The organism is Streptomyces sp. NPDC101181 (assembly GCF_044767975.1).
Classification (GTDB): Bacteria; Actinomycetota; Actinomycetes; order Streptomycetales; family Streptomycetaceae; genus Streptomyces.
In genome coordinates this window covers 384628-399797 of sequence record NZ_JBIWOX010000003.1, presented here as the reverse complement: position 1 = coordinate 399797, position 15170 = coordinate 384628, and the positions used below count along the sequence as shown (strand labels likewise).

The 15170-nt window shown below is 73.5% G+C and carries 11 protein-coding genes; 8 read left to right on the top strand and 3 right to left on the bottom strand.

Annotated features, from left to right (window positions below):
- Nucleotides 1–18: 18 nt before the first annotated feature.
- Together malQ and ACIRRU_RS08350 are read right to left on the bottom strand one after the other, a co-directional pair.
- Complete coding sequence (malQ, locus tag ACIRRU_RS08355; protein WP_403677792.1) at nucleotides 19–2457, bottom strand: 4-alpha-glucanotransferase; 2439 nt, start codon at nucleotides 2455–2457, stop codon at nucleotides 19–21.
- Entirely contained in the window at nucleotides 2458–2769 is a 312-nt protein-coding gene (locus ACIRRU_RS08350; RefSeq protein WP_403677789.1) for a hypothetical protein, read from the bottom strand.
- A gap of 308 nt (nucleotides 2770–3077) precedes the next feature.
- Here ACIRRU_RS08350 and ACIRRU_RS08345 point away from each other — a divergent pair, with 308 nt between their 5' ends.
- Nucleotides 3078–6080, top strand: coding sequence for a beta-N-acetylglucosaminidase domain-containing protein (locus tag ACIRRU_RS08345; protein ID WP_403677892.1), 3003 nt, complete (start codon nucleotides 3078–3080; stop codon nucleotides 6078–6080).
- A gap of 21 nt (nucleotides 6081–6101) precedes the next feature.
- Here ACIRRU_RS08345 and ACIRRU_RS08340 read toward each other — a convergent pair whose 3' ends face one another.
- Nucleotides 6102–6638: an HNH endonuclease gene (locus ACIRRU_RS08340; RefSeq protein ID WP_006124472.1), complete on the bottom strand. Its 537-nt coding sequence runs from the start codon at nucleotides 6636–6638 to the stop codon at nucleotides 6102–6104.
- 314 nt (nucleotides 6639–6952) lie between these two features.
- Between ACIRRU_RS08340 and ACIRRU_RS08335 the strand changes: the two genes are divergently transcribed.
- The 7 genes from ACIRRU_RS08335 to ACIRRU_RS08305 all read left to right on the top strand — a co-directional run bounded on the left by ACIRRU_RS08335 (nucleotide 6953) and on the right by ACIRRU_RS08305 (nucleotide 14922).
- Nucleotides 6953–8020 carry a mechanosensitive ion channel family protein gene (locus tag ACIRRU_RS08335; protein WP_363199556.1) on the top strand — a complete coding sequence of 356 codons (1068 nt, stop codon included), beginning with the start codon at nucleotides 6953–6955 and terminating at the stop codon, nucleotides 8018–8020.
- Nucleotides 8021–8223: 203 nt separating this feature from the next.
- Nucleotides 8224–9447 carry an ROK family protein gene (locus ACIRRU_RS08330; RefSeq protein ID WP_403677784.1) on the top strand — a complete coding sequence of 408 codons (1224 nt, stop codon included), beginning with the start codon at nucleotides 8224–8226 and terminating at the stop codon, nucleotides 9445–9447.
- A 56-nt stretch (nucleotides 9448–9503) separates the two neighbouring features.
- Nucleotides 9504–10835 (top strand): ABC transporter substrate-binding protein, encoded by a 1332-nt coding sequence (locus ACIRRU_RS08325; protein ID WP_403677781.1) that lies wholly within the window; start codon nucleotides 9504–9506, stop codon nucleotides 10833–10835.
- 7 nt (nucleotides 10836–10842) lie between these two features.
- Nucleotides 10843–11784 (top strand): carbohydrate ABC transporter permease, encoded by a 942-nt coding sequence (locus ACIRRU_RS08320; protein WP_403677778.1) that lies wholly within the window; start codon nucleotides 10843–10845, stop codon nucleotides 11782–11784.
- Between the two features lie 3 nt (nucleotides 11785–11787).
- Entirely contained in the window at nucleotides 11788–12690 is a 903-nt protein-coding gene (locus tag ACIRRU_RS08315; protein ID WP_403677775.1) for a carbohydrate ABC transporter permease, read from the top strand.
- 1 nt (nucleotide 12691) lies between these two features.
- On the top strand, nucleotides 12692–13957 hold the full coding sequence (locus ACIRRU_RS08310) for a 6-phospho-beta-glucosidase (protein ID WP_403677772.1): 1266 nt from the start codon (nucleotides 12692–12694) through the stop codon (nucleotides 13955–13957).
- Nucleotides 13948–14922, top strand: coding sequence for an N-acetylglucosamine kinase (locus ACIRRU_RS08305; RefSeq protein WP_403677769.1), 975 nt, complete (start codon nucleotides 13948–13950; stop codon nucleotides 14920–14922). The genes ACIRRU_RS08310 and ACIRRU_RS08305 overlap by 10 nt, the downstream gene beginning before the upstream one ends.
- Nucleotides 14923–15170 lie beyond the last annotated feature (248 nt).

The window sequence follows — 15170 nt, the reverse complement described above, 5'->3', positions numbered from 1 at the left end:
TGCCAACGTAGCGAACGCCTAGGCCGGGCGCTCGGCCGGGGGTGCCGTACGGGACTTCCGGGGTCGCAGGACGTCCATCAGGGCGTGCAGCCGGGGCGAGGCGGTGATCTCCTCCAGGGTGACGGGGTGGCCCTGGGCGTCGGCGATGGGCAGGCGCCAGTTGGGGTACTGGTCCCAGGTGCCGGGGAGGTTCTGCGGGCGGCGGTCGCCGACGGTGTCGGGGAGCCAGACCCCGGTCATCCTGGCCGGGGTGGCGAGCAGGAAGCGGTGGACGGCGCGGACGGCGGCCTCCTCGTCGCCGTCGCCCTCGGGGAGCATCCCCAGCCGGGCGAGGAGGGCCAGCCACTCGGCGGTCGAGGTGACGTCCTCGGTCAGCTCCTCCTCCAGCGAGCGGGTGAGCAGACCCAGGCGGTGGCGCAGGGCCACGTGGTCGCCGGTCAGCCGGGCGGCGGTGGAGGGCAGGTCGTGGGTGGTGGCGGTGGCGAGGCAGTCCGCGCGCCACTGCTCGGGTGCCAGCGGACCGCCGTCGCCCTCCCAGTCCCGCTCGAACCAGAGGACCGAGGTGCCGAGGACCCCGCGCCGGGCGAGCGCCTCGCGGACACCGGGCGCGACGGTGCCGAGGTCCTCGCCGACGACCACGGCCCCGGCGAGGTGGGCCTCCAGGACGAGCACCGCCAGCATCGCCTCGGCGTCGTACGCGACATACGTGCCGTCGGTGGGCGGGCGGCCCTCGGGCACCCACCAGAGCCGGAACAGGCCCATGACGTGGTCGATGCGCAGGGCGCCCGCGTGGGCGAGCTGTCCGCGCAGCAGGCCGCGGTAGGCGGCATAGCCGGTGGCGGCGAGGGTGTCGGGGCGCCAGGGCGGCAGGCCCCAGTCCTGGCCGCGGGCGTTGAAGGCGTCGGGGGGCGCGCCGACGGACATGCCGTGGGCGAAGGCCTCCTGCTGGGCCCAGGTGTCGGCCCCGGCGGGGTGCACGCCGACGGCGAGGTCGTGGACGATCCCGATGCCCATCCCGGCCTCCTCGGCGGCCCGCTGGGCGTCGGCCAGCTGGGTGGCGGTGAGCCAGGCGAGGCGGCAGTGGAAATCGACCCGGTCCAGCAGCTGGGAGCGGGCGCGGGCGGTGGCCGGGGAGCGGGGGTCGCGCAGGGCGGCGGGCCAGCTGTGCCAGTCGGAGCCGTGCACCTCGGCGAGCGCGCACCACAGGGCGTGGTCCTCCAGCGCCTGGCCCTGCTCGGCGAGGAAGTCGCAGTACTCGGCGCGGCGGCCGGGGGTGAGCGGGACCGCGACGACCAGCTCCAGGGCCTGCCGCTTCAGCTCCCAGACGGCGTCCCGGTCGATCAGGGCGCCCTTGTTGAGCACGGCCTCGCTGAGCGCGGCGGCCCCCTGGCGGAGGTCCTCCAGGGCGGCCCGGTCGCGGACGTGCCCGTACTCCGGGACCGACTCGACGCGCAGGTGCACCGGATCGGGGAAGCGGCGCGAGGAGGGGCGGTACGGGGAGGGGTCGGTGGGCTTGCCCGGGACGGCCGCGTGCAACGGGTTGACCTGCACGAACCCGGACCCGATGGTGCGCCCGGCCCAGGCGGCGAGGTCGGCCAGGTCCCCGAGGTCGCCCATCCCCCAGGAGCGGGCGGAGAGCAGGGAGTACAGCTGCACCAGGAAGCCGTGCGCGCGCCCCTCCGGCTGCGGCGCCCGGGGCGGGGCGACGACGAGGGTGGCACTGGCCCGCCGGTGGTCCGGCGTACGGACGTGGAGGCGGTGCACCCCGGGCGGCGGCGCGGTCCACCAGGCGGGAACGGCCGGTGGCTCCGCCTGGGCGGACCCGGCGGGGGTGCCGGACGGGGCGGACCCGGAGGCGTCGGGTCCGGAAGCGGTGGAAGCGGCGGCCGGGTCGGGGTCACCGGGCGACGCGTCCGGCTCGGACGCGGCGGCGCCCAGCGTCGCGGTGCCGGGCGGGGCGGCGGCGTACGACGGGACGGCGGCCTCCGGCGCGGGGGTGCCCGGCGCGCCCGTCCCGGGCGGCGCGGCCTCCGGCTCCGGGGCCGGGGCGGGCATCGACGTCCCGGACCGGTCGACGCCGCCGGGCCCGGGGGCCGCGTCGGGGTCCGGGGCGCTGCCCGCCGCGCCCCGGACCCGCATGCTCAGCGGGGCGGGGGCGCGGCCGGAGGGGTGGCGCGGGGACTCCGGTTCGACCGTGACGGTCGAACCGGCGGGGAGCCGGGTCAGAGCGGGCGGCAACGGCTCGCCGGACCAGACCACCACTGTCGGCGGCAGCAGGTGCGAGCGGGACTCCGCGGCGGCGAGACACGTCCGTACGTCCGCCGGAGTGCCGGCGTCCACGCCCAGCGCGGCGAGCACGGCGATGACCGTGTCGTCGGGGACGGACACCGTGACATCCGGCGACGGGGAGTAGGAGGTGGCGACACCGTGCAGTGCGGCGAGCCGGGACAAGCCCATTCAGACTCCTGGGAACTCCGGCCCCCCCGCGGTGCCGGGTGCGGTCGGCTCGCTGGTCAGAGGGGCGACGGTGGCGAGCGGCGGCTCGCTCGTGAGAGGGGTGGCGTCGGCGAGCGGCGGCTCGCTGGTCAGCGGTGCGGTGTCGGCGAACGAGGAGCCGCCGGGCAGGAGGGAGACGTCGGCGAGCGGCGGCCCGCTGATCAGGTGGGCGACATCGGTGAGCGGGGGTTCACTGGTCAGCGGCTCGGAAACGGACTGGGCGGGTACCTGTTTGGAGAGGGCGGAGAGCAGAAGCTGCGCGGATGCGGGCATGGTGGCCTCCTGGCCGTGGAGAACAGGACACAGCAGGCCTACCCAGGCCGGACGAGCGCAGACGTGGACGTGATGCAGGCGTTATGACAACGACCCCAACGTGCCCCGCGTCACCATCCGTTCCCCCGTCCATCAGGTATCAACCGTTTTTGGCCACTCCCGTCGGCCCCACCCGTCCCAGCGGGTGCGAAACCATCATGATTCCGGCGAACCACGCATAACAGTCACGTGCATTGACACCCCAGCGCCCGGGTGGTGGGCTCGGAGCCCGCTACGGACAGGCCGGTACGGACGAAGGGGAGCGCGAGGTGCGGATCGGGCGCAGAAGGCAGACGGCGGCCGTGGCCGCGGCGGTGATCGGCGGACTCCTCGGCTCCCTCCCCGCCGCACCGGCCGCGACGGCCGCCCCCGCGGACCCCGCGGCCCCCCTCAGCGGCCCGGCCGACCGCTCCGGCGACCTGCGTACACCTTCCGTCTGGCCCCGGCCGCAGAGCCTGAAACCCACCGGACCGGCCGTGGCGCTGGGCGACGAGGCGACCCTGGTCGCCGCACCGGACGCCGACCCGTACGCCGTGGAGCAGGCGCGCTCGCTGCTGCGCGGGGCGGGGGTGGGGACGGTGCACGAGAGCCTGCCGGGGCGCGGGCCCGTGGTCCGCCTGGGCGGCCCCGGCGCGGGCGAGGCGCTGCGGGCCCTGCGCGCCCCCGACCGGGCCGATCTGCCGTCGGGCGGCTACCGGATCGGCGTCGGCGAGGTGGCCGGGCGCGGCACGGTCGCCCTGGAGGGGCTGGGCGAGGACGGGCTGTTCCACGCGGTCCAGACGCTGCGTCAGCTCGTCTCCGGCGGTTCGGTGGCGGGCGTCACCGTGCGGGACTGGCCGGGAACCGCCGTACGCGGCCTCTCCGAGGGGTTCTACGGGCAGCCGTGGAGCCACGAGGAGCGGCTCGACCAGATCGCCTTCCTGGGCCGCACCAAGCAGAACCGGTACCTCTACGCGGCCGGGGACGACCCGTACCGGCTGGCGCGCTGGCGCGAGCCGTATCCGGCCGACCGGCGCGCCGGCTTCCGGGAGCTGGCCGAGCGCGCCCGCGCCCAGCACGTCACGCTCGGCTGGGCGCTCTCCCCGGGCCAGGCGATGTGCATGGCCTCGGACCAGGACGTCAAGGCGCTGACGAAGAAGATCGACGCCATGTGGGCGCTGGGCTTCCGGGTCTTCCAGCTCCAGTTCCAGGACGTCAGCTACAGCGAGTGGCACTGCGACCTCGACGCCGACACCTTCGGCAGCGGCCCGAAGGCGGCGGCCCGCGCACAGGCCCGGGTCGCGGGGGCCCTCGCCGGGCATCTGGCGGAGCGGCACCCGGGCGCGGCCCCGCTGTCGGTGCTGCCGACGGAGTTCTACCAGGACGGCGCCACCGACTACCGCACCGCGCTCGCCGCCGAACTCGACGACCGGGTGCAGGTGGCCTGGACCGGCGTCGGGGTGGTGCCGAAGACCATCTCCGGGAGCGAACTGGCCGGGGCGCGCGCCGCGTTCCGCCATCCGCTGGTGACGATGGACAACTACCCGGTCAACGACTACGCCCAGGACCGCGTCTTCCTCGGCCCCTACACCGGCCGGGACCCGGCGGTGGCGAGCGGTTCGGCGGCGCTGCTGGCCAATGCGATGGAGCAGCCCTCGGTCTCCCGCATCCCGCTGTTCACCTCCGCCGACTTCGCCTGGAACCCCAAGGGCTACCGCCCGGACGAGTCCTGGCGGGCGGCGATCGACGATCTGGCGGGCGGGGACGTGGGGGCCCGGGCCGCGCTGCGGGCGCTCGCGGGCAACAGCGCGTCCTCGGTGCTCGGAGCGCAGGAGTCCGCCTACCTCCAGCCGCTGTTCGACGGCTTCTGGAAGTCCCGCGCCGCCGAGGCCGGTGCCCGCGACCGGGCGGCGGGCGACCTGCGGGCTGCCTTCACCGCGATGCGGCAGGCCCCCGGCCGGCTGAAGACCCCCGCCGCGGGCCGCCTGGCCGAGGAGGTGCGCCCGTGGACCGAGCAGCTGGCCCGCTACGGGCGGGCCGGTGAGCTGGCCGTGGATCTGCTCCAGGCCCAGGCGGCCGGGGACGGGGCGGCGGCCTGGCGGGCCCAGCTGGCCCTGGAGCCGTTGCGCGAGGAGATCGCCGCGGGCGGGGCGAGCGTCGGCAAGGGCGTGCTCGACCCGTTCCTGGACAAGGTCGCCGACGCGGCCGCCGGATGGCACGGCACCGACCGCGAGACGGGCCGGGTCACCAGGGACGCGCACAGCTACACGGTGCGGCTGGCCGGGGCCCGTCCGGTGACGGCCGTCACGGCGCTGACCGAGCCCGGGTCCGCCGCGGACGGCGCGGTCGTCGAGGCCCATGTGCCCGGCGAGGGCTGGCGGACGCTGGGCGGGCTCTCGCCGAGCGGCTGGACCCAGACCGCCGCGAAGGGGCTGCGCGCCGACGCCGTACGGGTGAGCGTGCCGGAGGCGGCCCGGACCGCCCCGCCGTCGTATCTGGGCCCGGAGCGGCCCGCGCCCGCCGTGGTCACCGGGGACGTGCCGCGGGTGCGCGGGCTGGTGCCGTGGTTCGGGGACGAGCCCGCCGCCACGCTCGCTCTGGCGCGTGGCGAGACGGACGCGGAGATCGGCGGTGGGCCCCAGCGGGTCGCGGCGCGGCTGGCCGGGCGACGGCCGGCGGAGGTGCGGGGCAGCCTGACCGCGAAGGCCCCCGAGGGCATCGAGGTGCGGGTCCCGAAGCGGACGACGGTGCCGCGCGGGTCGGTGACGGAGGTGCCGGTGGACATCACCGTCCCGGCGGACACCCCGGCGGGCGCGTACGAGGTGCCGCTGTCCTTCGGCGGCCAGGAGTCCACGCTGACCGTGCGGGCCTTCCCGCGGACCGGGGGCCCGGATCTGGCGCGTACGGCGAAGGCGTCCTCGTCGGGGGACGAGACCGCCGACTTCCCGGCGTCGGCGGCCGCGGACGGCGATCCGGAGACCCGGTGGTCCTCGCCCGCGACGGACGGGGCCTGGTGGCAGGCCGAGCTGGCGGAGCCGGTGCGGCTGGGCCGGGTGGTGCTGAGCTGGCAGGACGCGTACGCCTCCCGCTACCGCGTCCAGGTCTCGGCCGACGGCCGGGTGTGGCGGACCGCCGCGACCGTGGCGGAGGGCCGGGGCGGGCGCGAGTCGGTCCGGATGGACGCGAAGGACGCCCGGTTCATCCGGGTGCAGGGCGACCGCCGGGCGACCGGGTACGGCTACTCGCTCTGGTCGGTGGAGGCGTACGCGGTGGCGGAGGACCGGAAGCCGTGACGTCGCCCGGCCCGTCTCCGCCTAGGCGGAGACGCCGTCGATCCGGGCCATCACGTCGTCGGCCCCGAACGGCTGCAGATACGGCAGCCAGCGCGGATCGCGGTGGCCCGTGCCGATGATCCGCCAGGCCAGGCCGGTCGGCGGGGCGGGCTGGTGGCGCAGCCGCCAGCCGAGTTCGGGCAGGTGGCGGTCGGCCTTGACGTGGTTGCAGCGGCGGCAGGCCGCCACCACGTTGTCCCAGGCGTGCTGTCCGCCGCGGCTGCGCGGGATGACGTGGTCGACGCTGGTCGCGGCGGCCCCGCAGTACATGCAGCGTCCGCCGTCCCGGGCGAACAGGGCCCGGCGGGTGAGCGGGACGGGGCCGCGGTAGGGGACCCGCACGAAGCGCTTGAGCCGGACCACGCTGGGAGCGGGCACGGCTCGGGTGGCGCTGTGCAGGAAGGCGCCGGACTCCTCCAGGCAGATGGCCTTGTTTTCGAGGACGAGGACGAGCGCGCGGCGCAGCGGTACGACGCCGAGCGGCTCGTACGACGCGTTGAGAACCAGGACGTGCGGCACGGTGGATGCCTCCTTGTACGCCGGCGGCGCGTGGCTCGCGCCGGGACGATCCGATCTCAGTCTCTCCTCATGCCTGGTCAAAGCGCCACCACGTAGGGGTAACGGGCCGGGAGGATTTTTCTCACCCCCGCGGCCCGGATGCCGTTTCCCGGTGTCCGGGCGGGGTCCCACCAGGGCGGCGGTCCGCGGTGTGGAATCGGCCACAGTGCCCGGTTCGCGGTGAGACCCGTCTCTCCTTCCATGACGGCAACGATCCACTCCCCCGCCTTCGTTAGTGTGGTTGACCAGCCGTCGTCCCCCTGGAGGTCCCTGTCGTGTCCCTGTCCGTCCTCTTGGCCGCAGCCCCCTCGCCCGAGCCGGTGGGCTCCCTGGGCGAAGCCGCCGAGCAGGCCGGGAACGCCGCGGGCTGGGTCGAGCAGAACTGGTCCACCTGGCTGAGCACCGGACTGCGCATCCTGCTGATCGTGGCGGTCGCGATCACGCTGCGCTATCTGATCCGGCGTGCCCTGACCAACCTCATCGACCGGATGAACCGCAGCGCACAGGCGGTGGAGGGCACCGCGCTGGGCGGGCTGCTGGTGAACGCCGAGCGCAGGCGCCAGCGGTCGGAGGCGATCGGCTCGGTGCTGCGCTCGGTGGCCTCGTTCCTGATCATGGGCACGGCGGCCCTGATGATCCTGGGCGCCTTCAAGATCAATCTGGCGCCGCTTCTCGCCTCGGCCGGTGTCGCGGGTGTGGCGCTCGGTTTCGGCGCCCGCAACCTGGTCACCGACTTCCTCTCCGGCGTCTTCATGATCCTGGAGGACCAGTACGGGGTCGGGGACACGATCGACGCGGGGGTGGCCTCCGGCGAGGTCATCGAGGTGGGCCTGCGGGTCACCAAGCTGCGCGGTGACAACGGCGAGATCTGGTACGTCCGCAACGGCGAGGTGAAGCGGATCGGCAACCTCAGCCAGGGCTGGTCCACCGCCGGGGTCGACGTCACGGTGCGCCCGACGGAGAACCTGGAGCACGTCCGGGAGGCGATCATCACCGCCGCCGAGACGATGGCGAAGGAAGAGCCTTGGTCGGAGCGGCTGTGGGGCCCGGTGGAGGTGCTGGGCCTGGACGCCGTCCTGCTGGAGTCCATGACGGTCCGGGTCACCGCGAAGACGATGCCGGGCAAGTCCCTCGGCGTGGAGCGCGAGCTGCGCTGGCGTATCAAGCAGGCCCTGGACGACGCGGGTATCCGGATGATCGGCGCGATCCCGCTGCACACCGAGCCGGAGTCCGCGGCGGACCCGACGGCGGCGATGGCGGCGCCCTCGGCGTACGCGTCGGCGACCTCCCCGCAGTCGATGGCGACGACGCCGATACCGCCGCCGAACCTGAACAAGCCGTAGCCCGTCCCCCGGCGCCCCCGGGCCGCCCCCGCACGTCGGGCGGCGGCCCGGGGGCGCCGTCGTCGGAGGTAACACTTTCGTTGCCGGAGCGGTGGCCCCCATTGACGGGCCGGTGACCTGCGCCCTACCGTCCTCCCAACCGAATAGGAAACTTTCCTAACAGAGTTTCCCCAGACGCGTCGCAGAGGGCGGGTGCATCCACGATGGCGGGAATCACTCCGGGCACACCCGGCACCCCGGGCACCCCCCGGGTGCTGCGGGCCATGAACGACCGGGCCGCCCTCGATCTGCTGCTGGAGCACGGGCCGCTCTCGCGGACCCGGATCGGGAAGCTGACCGGGCTGTCCAAGCCGACCGCCTCCCAGCTGCTCGCCCGGCTGGAGGCGGCCGGCCTGGTCGTCGCGACCGGGACCAGCGAGGGGCGCCCCGGACCCAACGCGCAGCTCTACACGGTCAACGCGCGCGCCGCCCATGTCGCCGGGCTCGACGTGAACGGCCGCCGCATCGTCGCCGCCGTCGCGGACGTGACCGGGGCGACGGTCGGGCAGTACGAGCTGGCCACCCCGGGGCGCCGCGCCGACAGCGTGGTGCGCCAGGTCGCCGACGCGCTGGACGGGGCGGTGAAGGAGGCGGGGCTGACCCGCGCCGACGTGCACCGCGTCGTCATCGGCACCCCGGGGGCCTTCGACCCGGGCACCGGGCGGCTGCGGTACGCCTCGCACCTGCCCGGCTGGCACTCCCCCACCCTGCTGGAGGAGCTGGCCGCGTTCCTGCCGATGCCGGTGGAGTACGAGAACGACGTCAACCTGGTCGCCGTCGCCGAGCAGCGCCTGGGCGCCGCCCGCGGCCACCAGGACTTCGTCCTGCTGTGGAACGAGGAGGGCCTCGGCGCCGCCCTCGTCATCAACGGACGCCTGCACCGCGGCTTCACCGGCGGCGCGGGCGAGGTCGGCTTCCTCCCGGTGCCGGGCACCCCGCTGGTGCGCCAGGTCGTCAAGGCCAACAGCGGCGGCTTCCAGGAGCTGGCGGGCGCCCAGGCGGTGCCCCGGCTCGCGAAGTCCCTCGGCATCGACGCCCCGCAGCAGCCGTACGCGGAGGTGGCCGCCGGACTGCTGGCGCGGGCGGCCGACGCGTACGAGCGGGACGAGGCGCTGACCGAGCTGCTGCGGCAGTACGCGCAGCGGCTGGCCACCGGGCTCGCCTCCGTCGCCGCCGTCCTGGACCCCGGGCTGATCGTGCTCTCCGGCCGGGCGGTCGCGGCGGGCGGCGAGGTCCTGCGGTCGCTGATCCAGTCCGAGCTGGCCGAGCTGGCCGCCTCCCGGCCGCGACTGGTCGTCGGCGAGATCGACCGCACCCCCGTGCTGCGCGGCGCCCTGGAGCGGGCGCTCGCCGACACCCGCGACGAAGTGTTCGACACCTCGCGCTGAACCGCCCCCCGTCCCCCCCTGTCGTCCGTCTCTTCCCCGTCCCTGGGAGTTTCGTCATGCGCACAAGCCGTCTCACCGCCACCGCCGTCGCCGTCGCGGCGATATCGGTGCTCGCCACCGCGTGTACCGGCCAGTCCGAGGCCGGGGCCTCGGACGACCCGGACGCGAAGACCACGATCAACTTCTGGCACGGCTGGAGTTCACCGGCCGAGGTGAAGGCGGTCCAGGACAACATCGACCGCTTCGAGAAGGCCCACCCGAACATCACGGTGAAGGTCTCCGGCAACATCAACGACGACAAGCTCAACCAGGCGCTGCGCGCGGGCGGTTCGGACGGCCCCGACGTCGTCTCCTCCTTCACCACGGCCAACGTCGGCAAGTTCTGCGCCTCGGGCGCCTTCACCGATCTCAAGCCGTTCATCGAGAAGTCGAAGCTGGACCTGGAGAAGACCTTCCCGAAGGTCCTGCTGGACTACACCCAGTTCGAGGGCAAGCGCTGCGCCCTGCCGCTGCTCACGGACGCCTACGGCCTCTACTACAACAAGGACGCCTTCGCGAAGGCCGGGATCACCGCGCCGCCGAAGACGATGTCCGAACTGACCGAGGTGGCCAAGAAACTGACGGTCGAGAAGGGCGACACCTACCAGCAGCTCGGCTTCATGCCGAACTTCCACGGCTACGAGACCGTCGTCAGCCACTACATGCCCTCCTGGGAGCACGCCTACTTCGACGAGGACGGCAAGTCCAACATCGCCAGGGACCCGGCGTTCGCCAAGATGTTCACGTACCAGAAGAAGCTGGTGGACAGCCTCGGCGGTTACACCAGGCTGGAGAAGTACCGGGGCACCTTCGGCGACGAGTGGGGCGCCAAGCACCCCTTCCACACCGGCCAGGTCGCCATGCAGCTGGACGGCGAGTGGCGGCTCGGGATGGCCGAGGACGCCGGGGCGGACTTCGAGATCGGGGTCGCGCCGATGCCCGTCGCCGACGACGAGGCGGACAGCTACGGCAAGGGCTATCTCTCCGGCACCATCGTCGGCATCGCACCCGCCAGCAAGAAGCAGAACGCCGCCTGGGAGCTGGTGAAGTACATGACCAGCGACACCGAGGCCGTCGTCAGCTTCTCCAACGGCATCCGGAACGTGCCCTCCACCCTCGCGGCGCTGAAGTCGCCGGACCTGAAGTTCGACCCGCGCTTCAAGACCTTCCTGGACATCGCCCGGCACCCGGAGTCCAGCACCTCCGACGGGGCCGTCAACGGGGCCACGTACCAGCTGACCCTCCAGGACTTCGGCTACCAGTACGAGAAGGGTGCGGTGAAGGACCTCCAGGCGGGCCTGGAGAAGACCGCGCGGCAGATCGACACCGACATCGCCAAGGCCAGGTAGCCCGGCGATGACGACGCACACCCTCCGCTCCAAGCGCCGCAGGTCGGCGTTGCGGAACGCGGCCTTCATGTCGCCGTGGCTGATCGGGTTCTCGCTCTTCTTCGCCTACCCGATGGTCTCCACGGTCTACTTCTCCTTCACCTCCTACGACGGCTTCGGCGCGCCCACCTTCAACGGGCTGACCAACTGGACGTACGTCTTCCGCGACTATCCGATGTTCTGGCCGTCGCTGTGGAACACGCTCTGGCTGGTGCTCGTCGTGGTCACCTGCCGGGTCGTCTTCGGCCTCGGGATCGGGCTGCTGATCACGAAGATCAAGACGGGCACCGGGGTCTTCAGGACGCTGTTCTACCTGCCCTACCTCGCCCCGCCGGTCGCCGCGACGCTCGCCTTCGTCTTCCTGCTCAACCCCGGCACCGGCCCGGTCAACGCGATCCTCGGCGACGCCGGGCTGCCGACGCCCGGCTGGTTCAACGACGCCGCCTGGTCCAAACCGGCCCTGACCATGCTCGCGGTCTGGGGCATCGGGGACCTGATGGTCATCTTCATGGCCTCGCTGCTGGACGTGCCGGCCGAGCAGTACGAGGCGGCCGAGCTGGACGGGGCGTCCGCCTGGCAGAAGTTCCGCTTCGTGACCCTGCCGAACATCTCCCCGATCGTGCTGTTCGCCGTGGTCACGGGCGTGATCCAGGCGATGCAGTACTACACGCAGCCCCTGGTCGCCGGGAAGGTCGCCTCCGGGGTGATCGGCGGCTCCGGGCAGTCCTTCGAACCCGGCTATCCCGACAAGTCGACACTGACGCTCCCGCAGCTCGTCTACAACCTCGGCTTCCAGCGCTTCGACTACGGCGCCGCCTGTGTCGTCGCCCTCATCCTGTTCGCCCTGGCCATGGCCTTCACCACGCTGCTCATGCGGGGCCGCAACAACCTGATCCAGGCCGGTGACTGAGCCATGACCCAGCTTCTCGACAAGCCCGCCCCCACCTCCCCGGCGAAGGCGCCGCACACCCCGGCCGCCCGCACCGCCCGCCGCAGGGCGCTGCTGCACTGGATCGCGGTGCACTCGCTGGGGATCGCCGCCGCGCTCTTCTTCGTGCTGCCGTTCGTCTTCGTCGTGCTGACGTCGCTGATGAACGACCAGCAGGCGCTGACCCGCGACCTCATCCCCCGCACCTGGGAGTGGGGCAACTACGAACGGGTCTTCAACACCCCCGGCTTTCTGACCTGGTGGCGCAACACCCTGCTGTACGCGGGCCTCGGCACCGTGCTGACCGTGGTGTCGTCGATCCCGGTGGCGTACGCGCTGGCGAAGTTCCGCTTCCGGGGCCGCAAGCTGTCCCTGATGCTCGTCATCTCGATGATGATGCTGCCGCCGCAGGTCGTCATCATCCCGATGTACCTGTTCTGGGCCAAGCAGATGGACCTCTCCGGCTCCCTGTGGCCGCTGATCATCCCGATGGCCTTCGGGGACGCGTTCTCCATCTTCCTGCTGCGGCAGTTCCTGCTGACCATCCCGAACGAGTACCTGGACGCGGCGAAGGTCGACGGCTGCGGCGAGTTCCGCACGCTGATCAAGGTCGTCCTGCCGATGGCCCGGCCCGGCGTCGCGGCCATCGCCCTCTTCCAGTTCTTCGCCGCCTGGAACGACTACTTCGGGCCGCAGATCTACGCCTCCGAGAACCCGGCCGCCTGGACGCTCAGTTACGGCCTGGAGTCCTTCAAGGGCGCGCACCACACCGACTGGAACCTGACCATGGCCGCGACCGTCCTGGTCATGGCCCCCGTGATCGCCGTCTTCTTCTTCGCCCAGAAGGCATTCGTCGAAGGCGTCACACTGACCGGAGTAAAGGGCTGACATGAAGCTCGCAGTAGTGGGTGGCGGGTCCACCTACACCCCTGAACTGATCGACGGATTCGCCCGGTTGCGGGACACCCTGCCCATCGAGGAGCTGGTGCTCGTCGATCCGGCGGCCGGCCGGCTGGAGCTGGTGGGGGGCCTGGCCCGGCGGATCTTCGCCAAGCAGGACCACCCGGGGAGGATCACCACGACCTCCGACCTGGACGCGGGCGTCGCGGACGCCGACGCGGTGCTGCTCCAGCTGCGGGTCGGCGGCCAGGCGGCGCGGAACCAGGACGAGACATGGCCGCTGGAGTGCGGCTGCGTCGGCCAGGAGACCACCGGGGCGGGCGGACTCGCCAAGGCGCTGCGGACCGTGCCGGTGGTCCTGGACATCGCCGAGCGGGTGCGCCGCACCAACCCGGACGCCTGGATCATCGACTTCACCAACCCGGTCGGCATCGTCACCCGCGCCCTGCTCCGGGCCGGGCACAAGGCGGTCGGCCTGTGCAACGTGGCGATCGGCTTCCAGCGCAAGTTCGCCCGGCTGCTGGAGGTGGAGCCCGGCCAGGTGCACCTGGACCACGTCGGGCTCAACCACCTGAGCTGGGAGCTGGGCGTGCGCCTGGGCGGCCCGGACGGCGAGAACGTACTGCCGGGGCTGCTGGCCGAGCACGGCGACGCCATCGCCGACGACCTGCGCATGCCGCGGCGGATCATCGAACGCCTCGGCGTCGTCCCCTCCTACTACCTGCGCTACTTCTACGCCCACGACGAGGTGGTCCGGGAGCTGGGCACCAAGCCGTCCCGGGCCGCCGAGGTCGCCGCGATGGAGAAGGAACTGCTGGAGATGTACGGCGATCCGGCGCTGGAGGAGAAGCCCGCGCTGCTCGCCAAGCGCGGCGGGGCCTTCTACTCGGAGGCGGCCGTCGACCTCGCGGCCGCACTGCTGGGCGACGGCGGTTCACCGGTCCAGGTGGTGAACACACGCAACGGCGGGACGCTGCCCTTCCTCCCGGACGACGCGGTGATCGAGGTGCAGGCCCGGGTGGGGCGCGAGGGCCCGGCCCCGCTGGCCGTCCCGGCGCTCGACCCGCTGTACGCCGGGCTGATCGCCAATGTCACGGCGTACGAGGACCTGGCCCTGGACGCGGCGCTGCGCGGCGGCCGGGACCGGGTCTTCACCGCCCTGCTGGCCCATCCGCTGATCGGCCAGTACGCCTACGCCGAGGGCCTCACCGACCGGCTGATCGCCCACAACCGGGAGCACCTGGCGTGGACGTGAACGTGTCGGTGGTCGCCGTCGACGCGGGCAACAGCAAGACCGACGTGGCGTTGATCGGCTCGGACGGCACGGTGCTGGCCTCGGCCCGGGGCGGCGGTTTCCAGCCCCCCGTGGTGGGGGTGGGGGCGGCGCTGGACGGGCTGGGCGCGGTGCTGGAGCGGGCGGTGGCGGCGCTGGACGGTCCCCCCGGTCCGCTCGGCCATGTCTCCGCGTGTCTGGCCAACGCCGATCTTCCCGTCGAGGAGGCCGAGTTGGCAGCCGCCCTGGCGGAACGCGGCTGGGGCACGTCGGTGGAGGTGCGCAACGACACCTTCGCGATCCTGCGCGCCGGGGTGGACGAGCCCCGGGGCGTGGCGGTGGTGTGCGGGGCCGGGATCAACTGTGTGGGCATGACCCCGGACGGGCGGACCGCCCGGTTTCCCGCGATCGGGCGGATGTCCGGCGACTGGGGCGGCGGGGCGGGGCTCGCGGAGGAGGCCCTGTGGTTCGCGGCGCGCGCCGAGGACGGGCGCGGCGAGCCGACGGAGCTGGTCCGGGCGCTGCCCGCCCACTTCGGCCTCGGCTCGGTGTACGCGCTGATCGAGGCGTTGCACCGGGGCGCGGTCGGGCCGGGACGGCGGCACGAGATGACGCCGGTGCTGTTCGCCACGGCGGCGGCCGGTGACCCGGTGGCGGCCGGGCTGGTGAAGCGGCAGGCCCACGAGGTGGTGGCGATGGCCTCGGTCGCGCTGGACCGCCTGGAGCTGCTGGAGGAGGAGGTTCCGGTGCTGCTGGGCGGCAGTGTGCTGGCCGCGCGCCACCCGCAGCTCAACGACCGGATCGAGGCGCTGCTGGCCGCCCGCGCCCCGAAGGCCGAGGTGCGCGTGGTGGCTCAGCCGCCGGTGCTGGGCGCGGCGTTGCTGGGCCTGGACCGCACGGGGGCGGCGCCCGAGGCGCACCGCAGACTGCGCGCGCAGTACGTCTGAGGCCGGGGCGCGCGGCGGACCCCGGGGGGGGCGCCCCGTCGGCGACGGTCCGGCGGGGCGCCCCTCGTACGGGAGACCGCACACCCGTACGGGGCGGCGGCCCGGCGCGCGCGGCGGCCGCCCCTCGTACGGGGGACGCGGGGTGCGGGAGGGAACCGATCAGAGCCGTGGAACGTGTACCTGATGGGGAGTCCGTTCGCTTATGGGGATGTTTCCGGGCACGTCGTCCCGGTCGTCTTGATCGACCG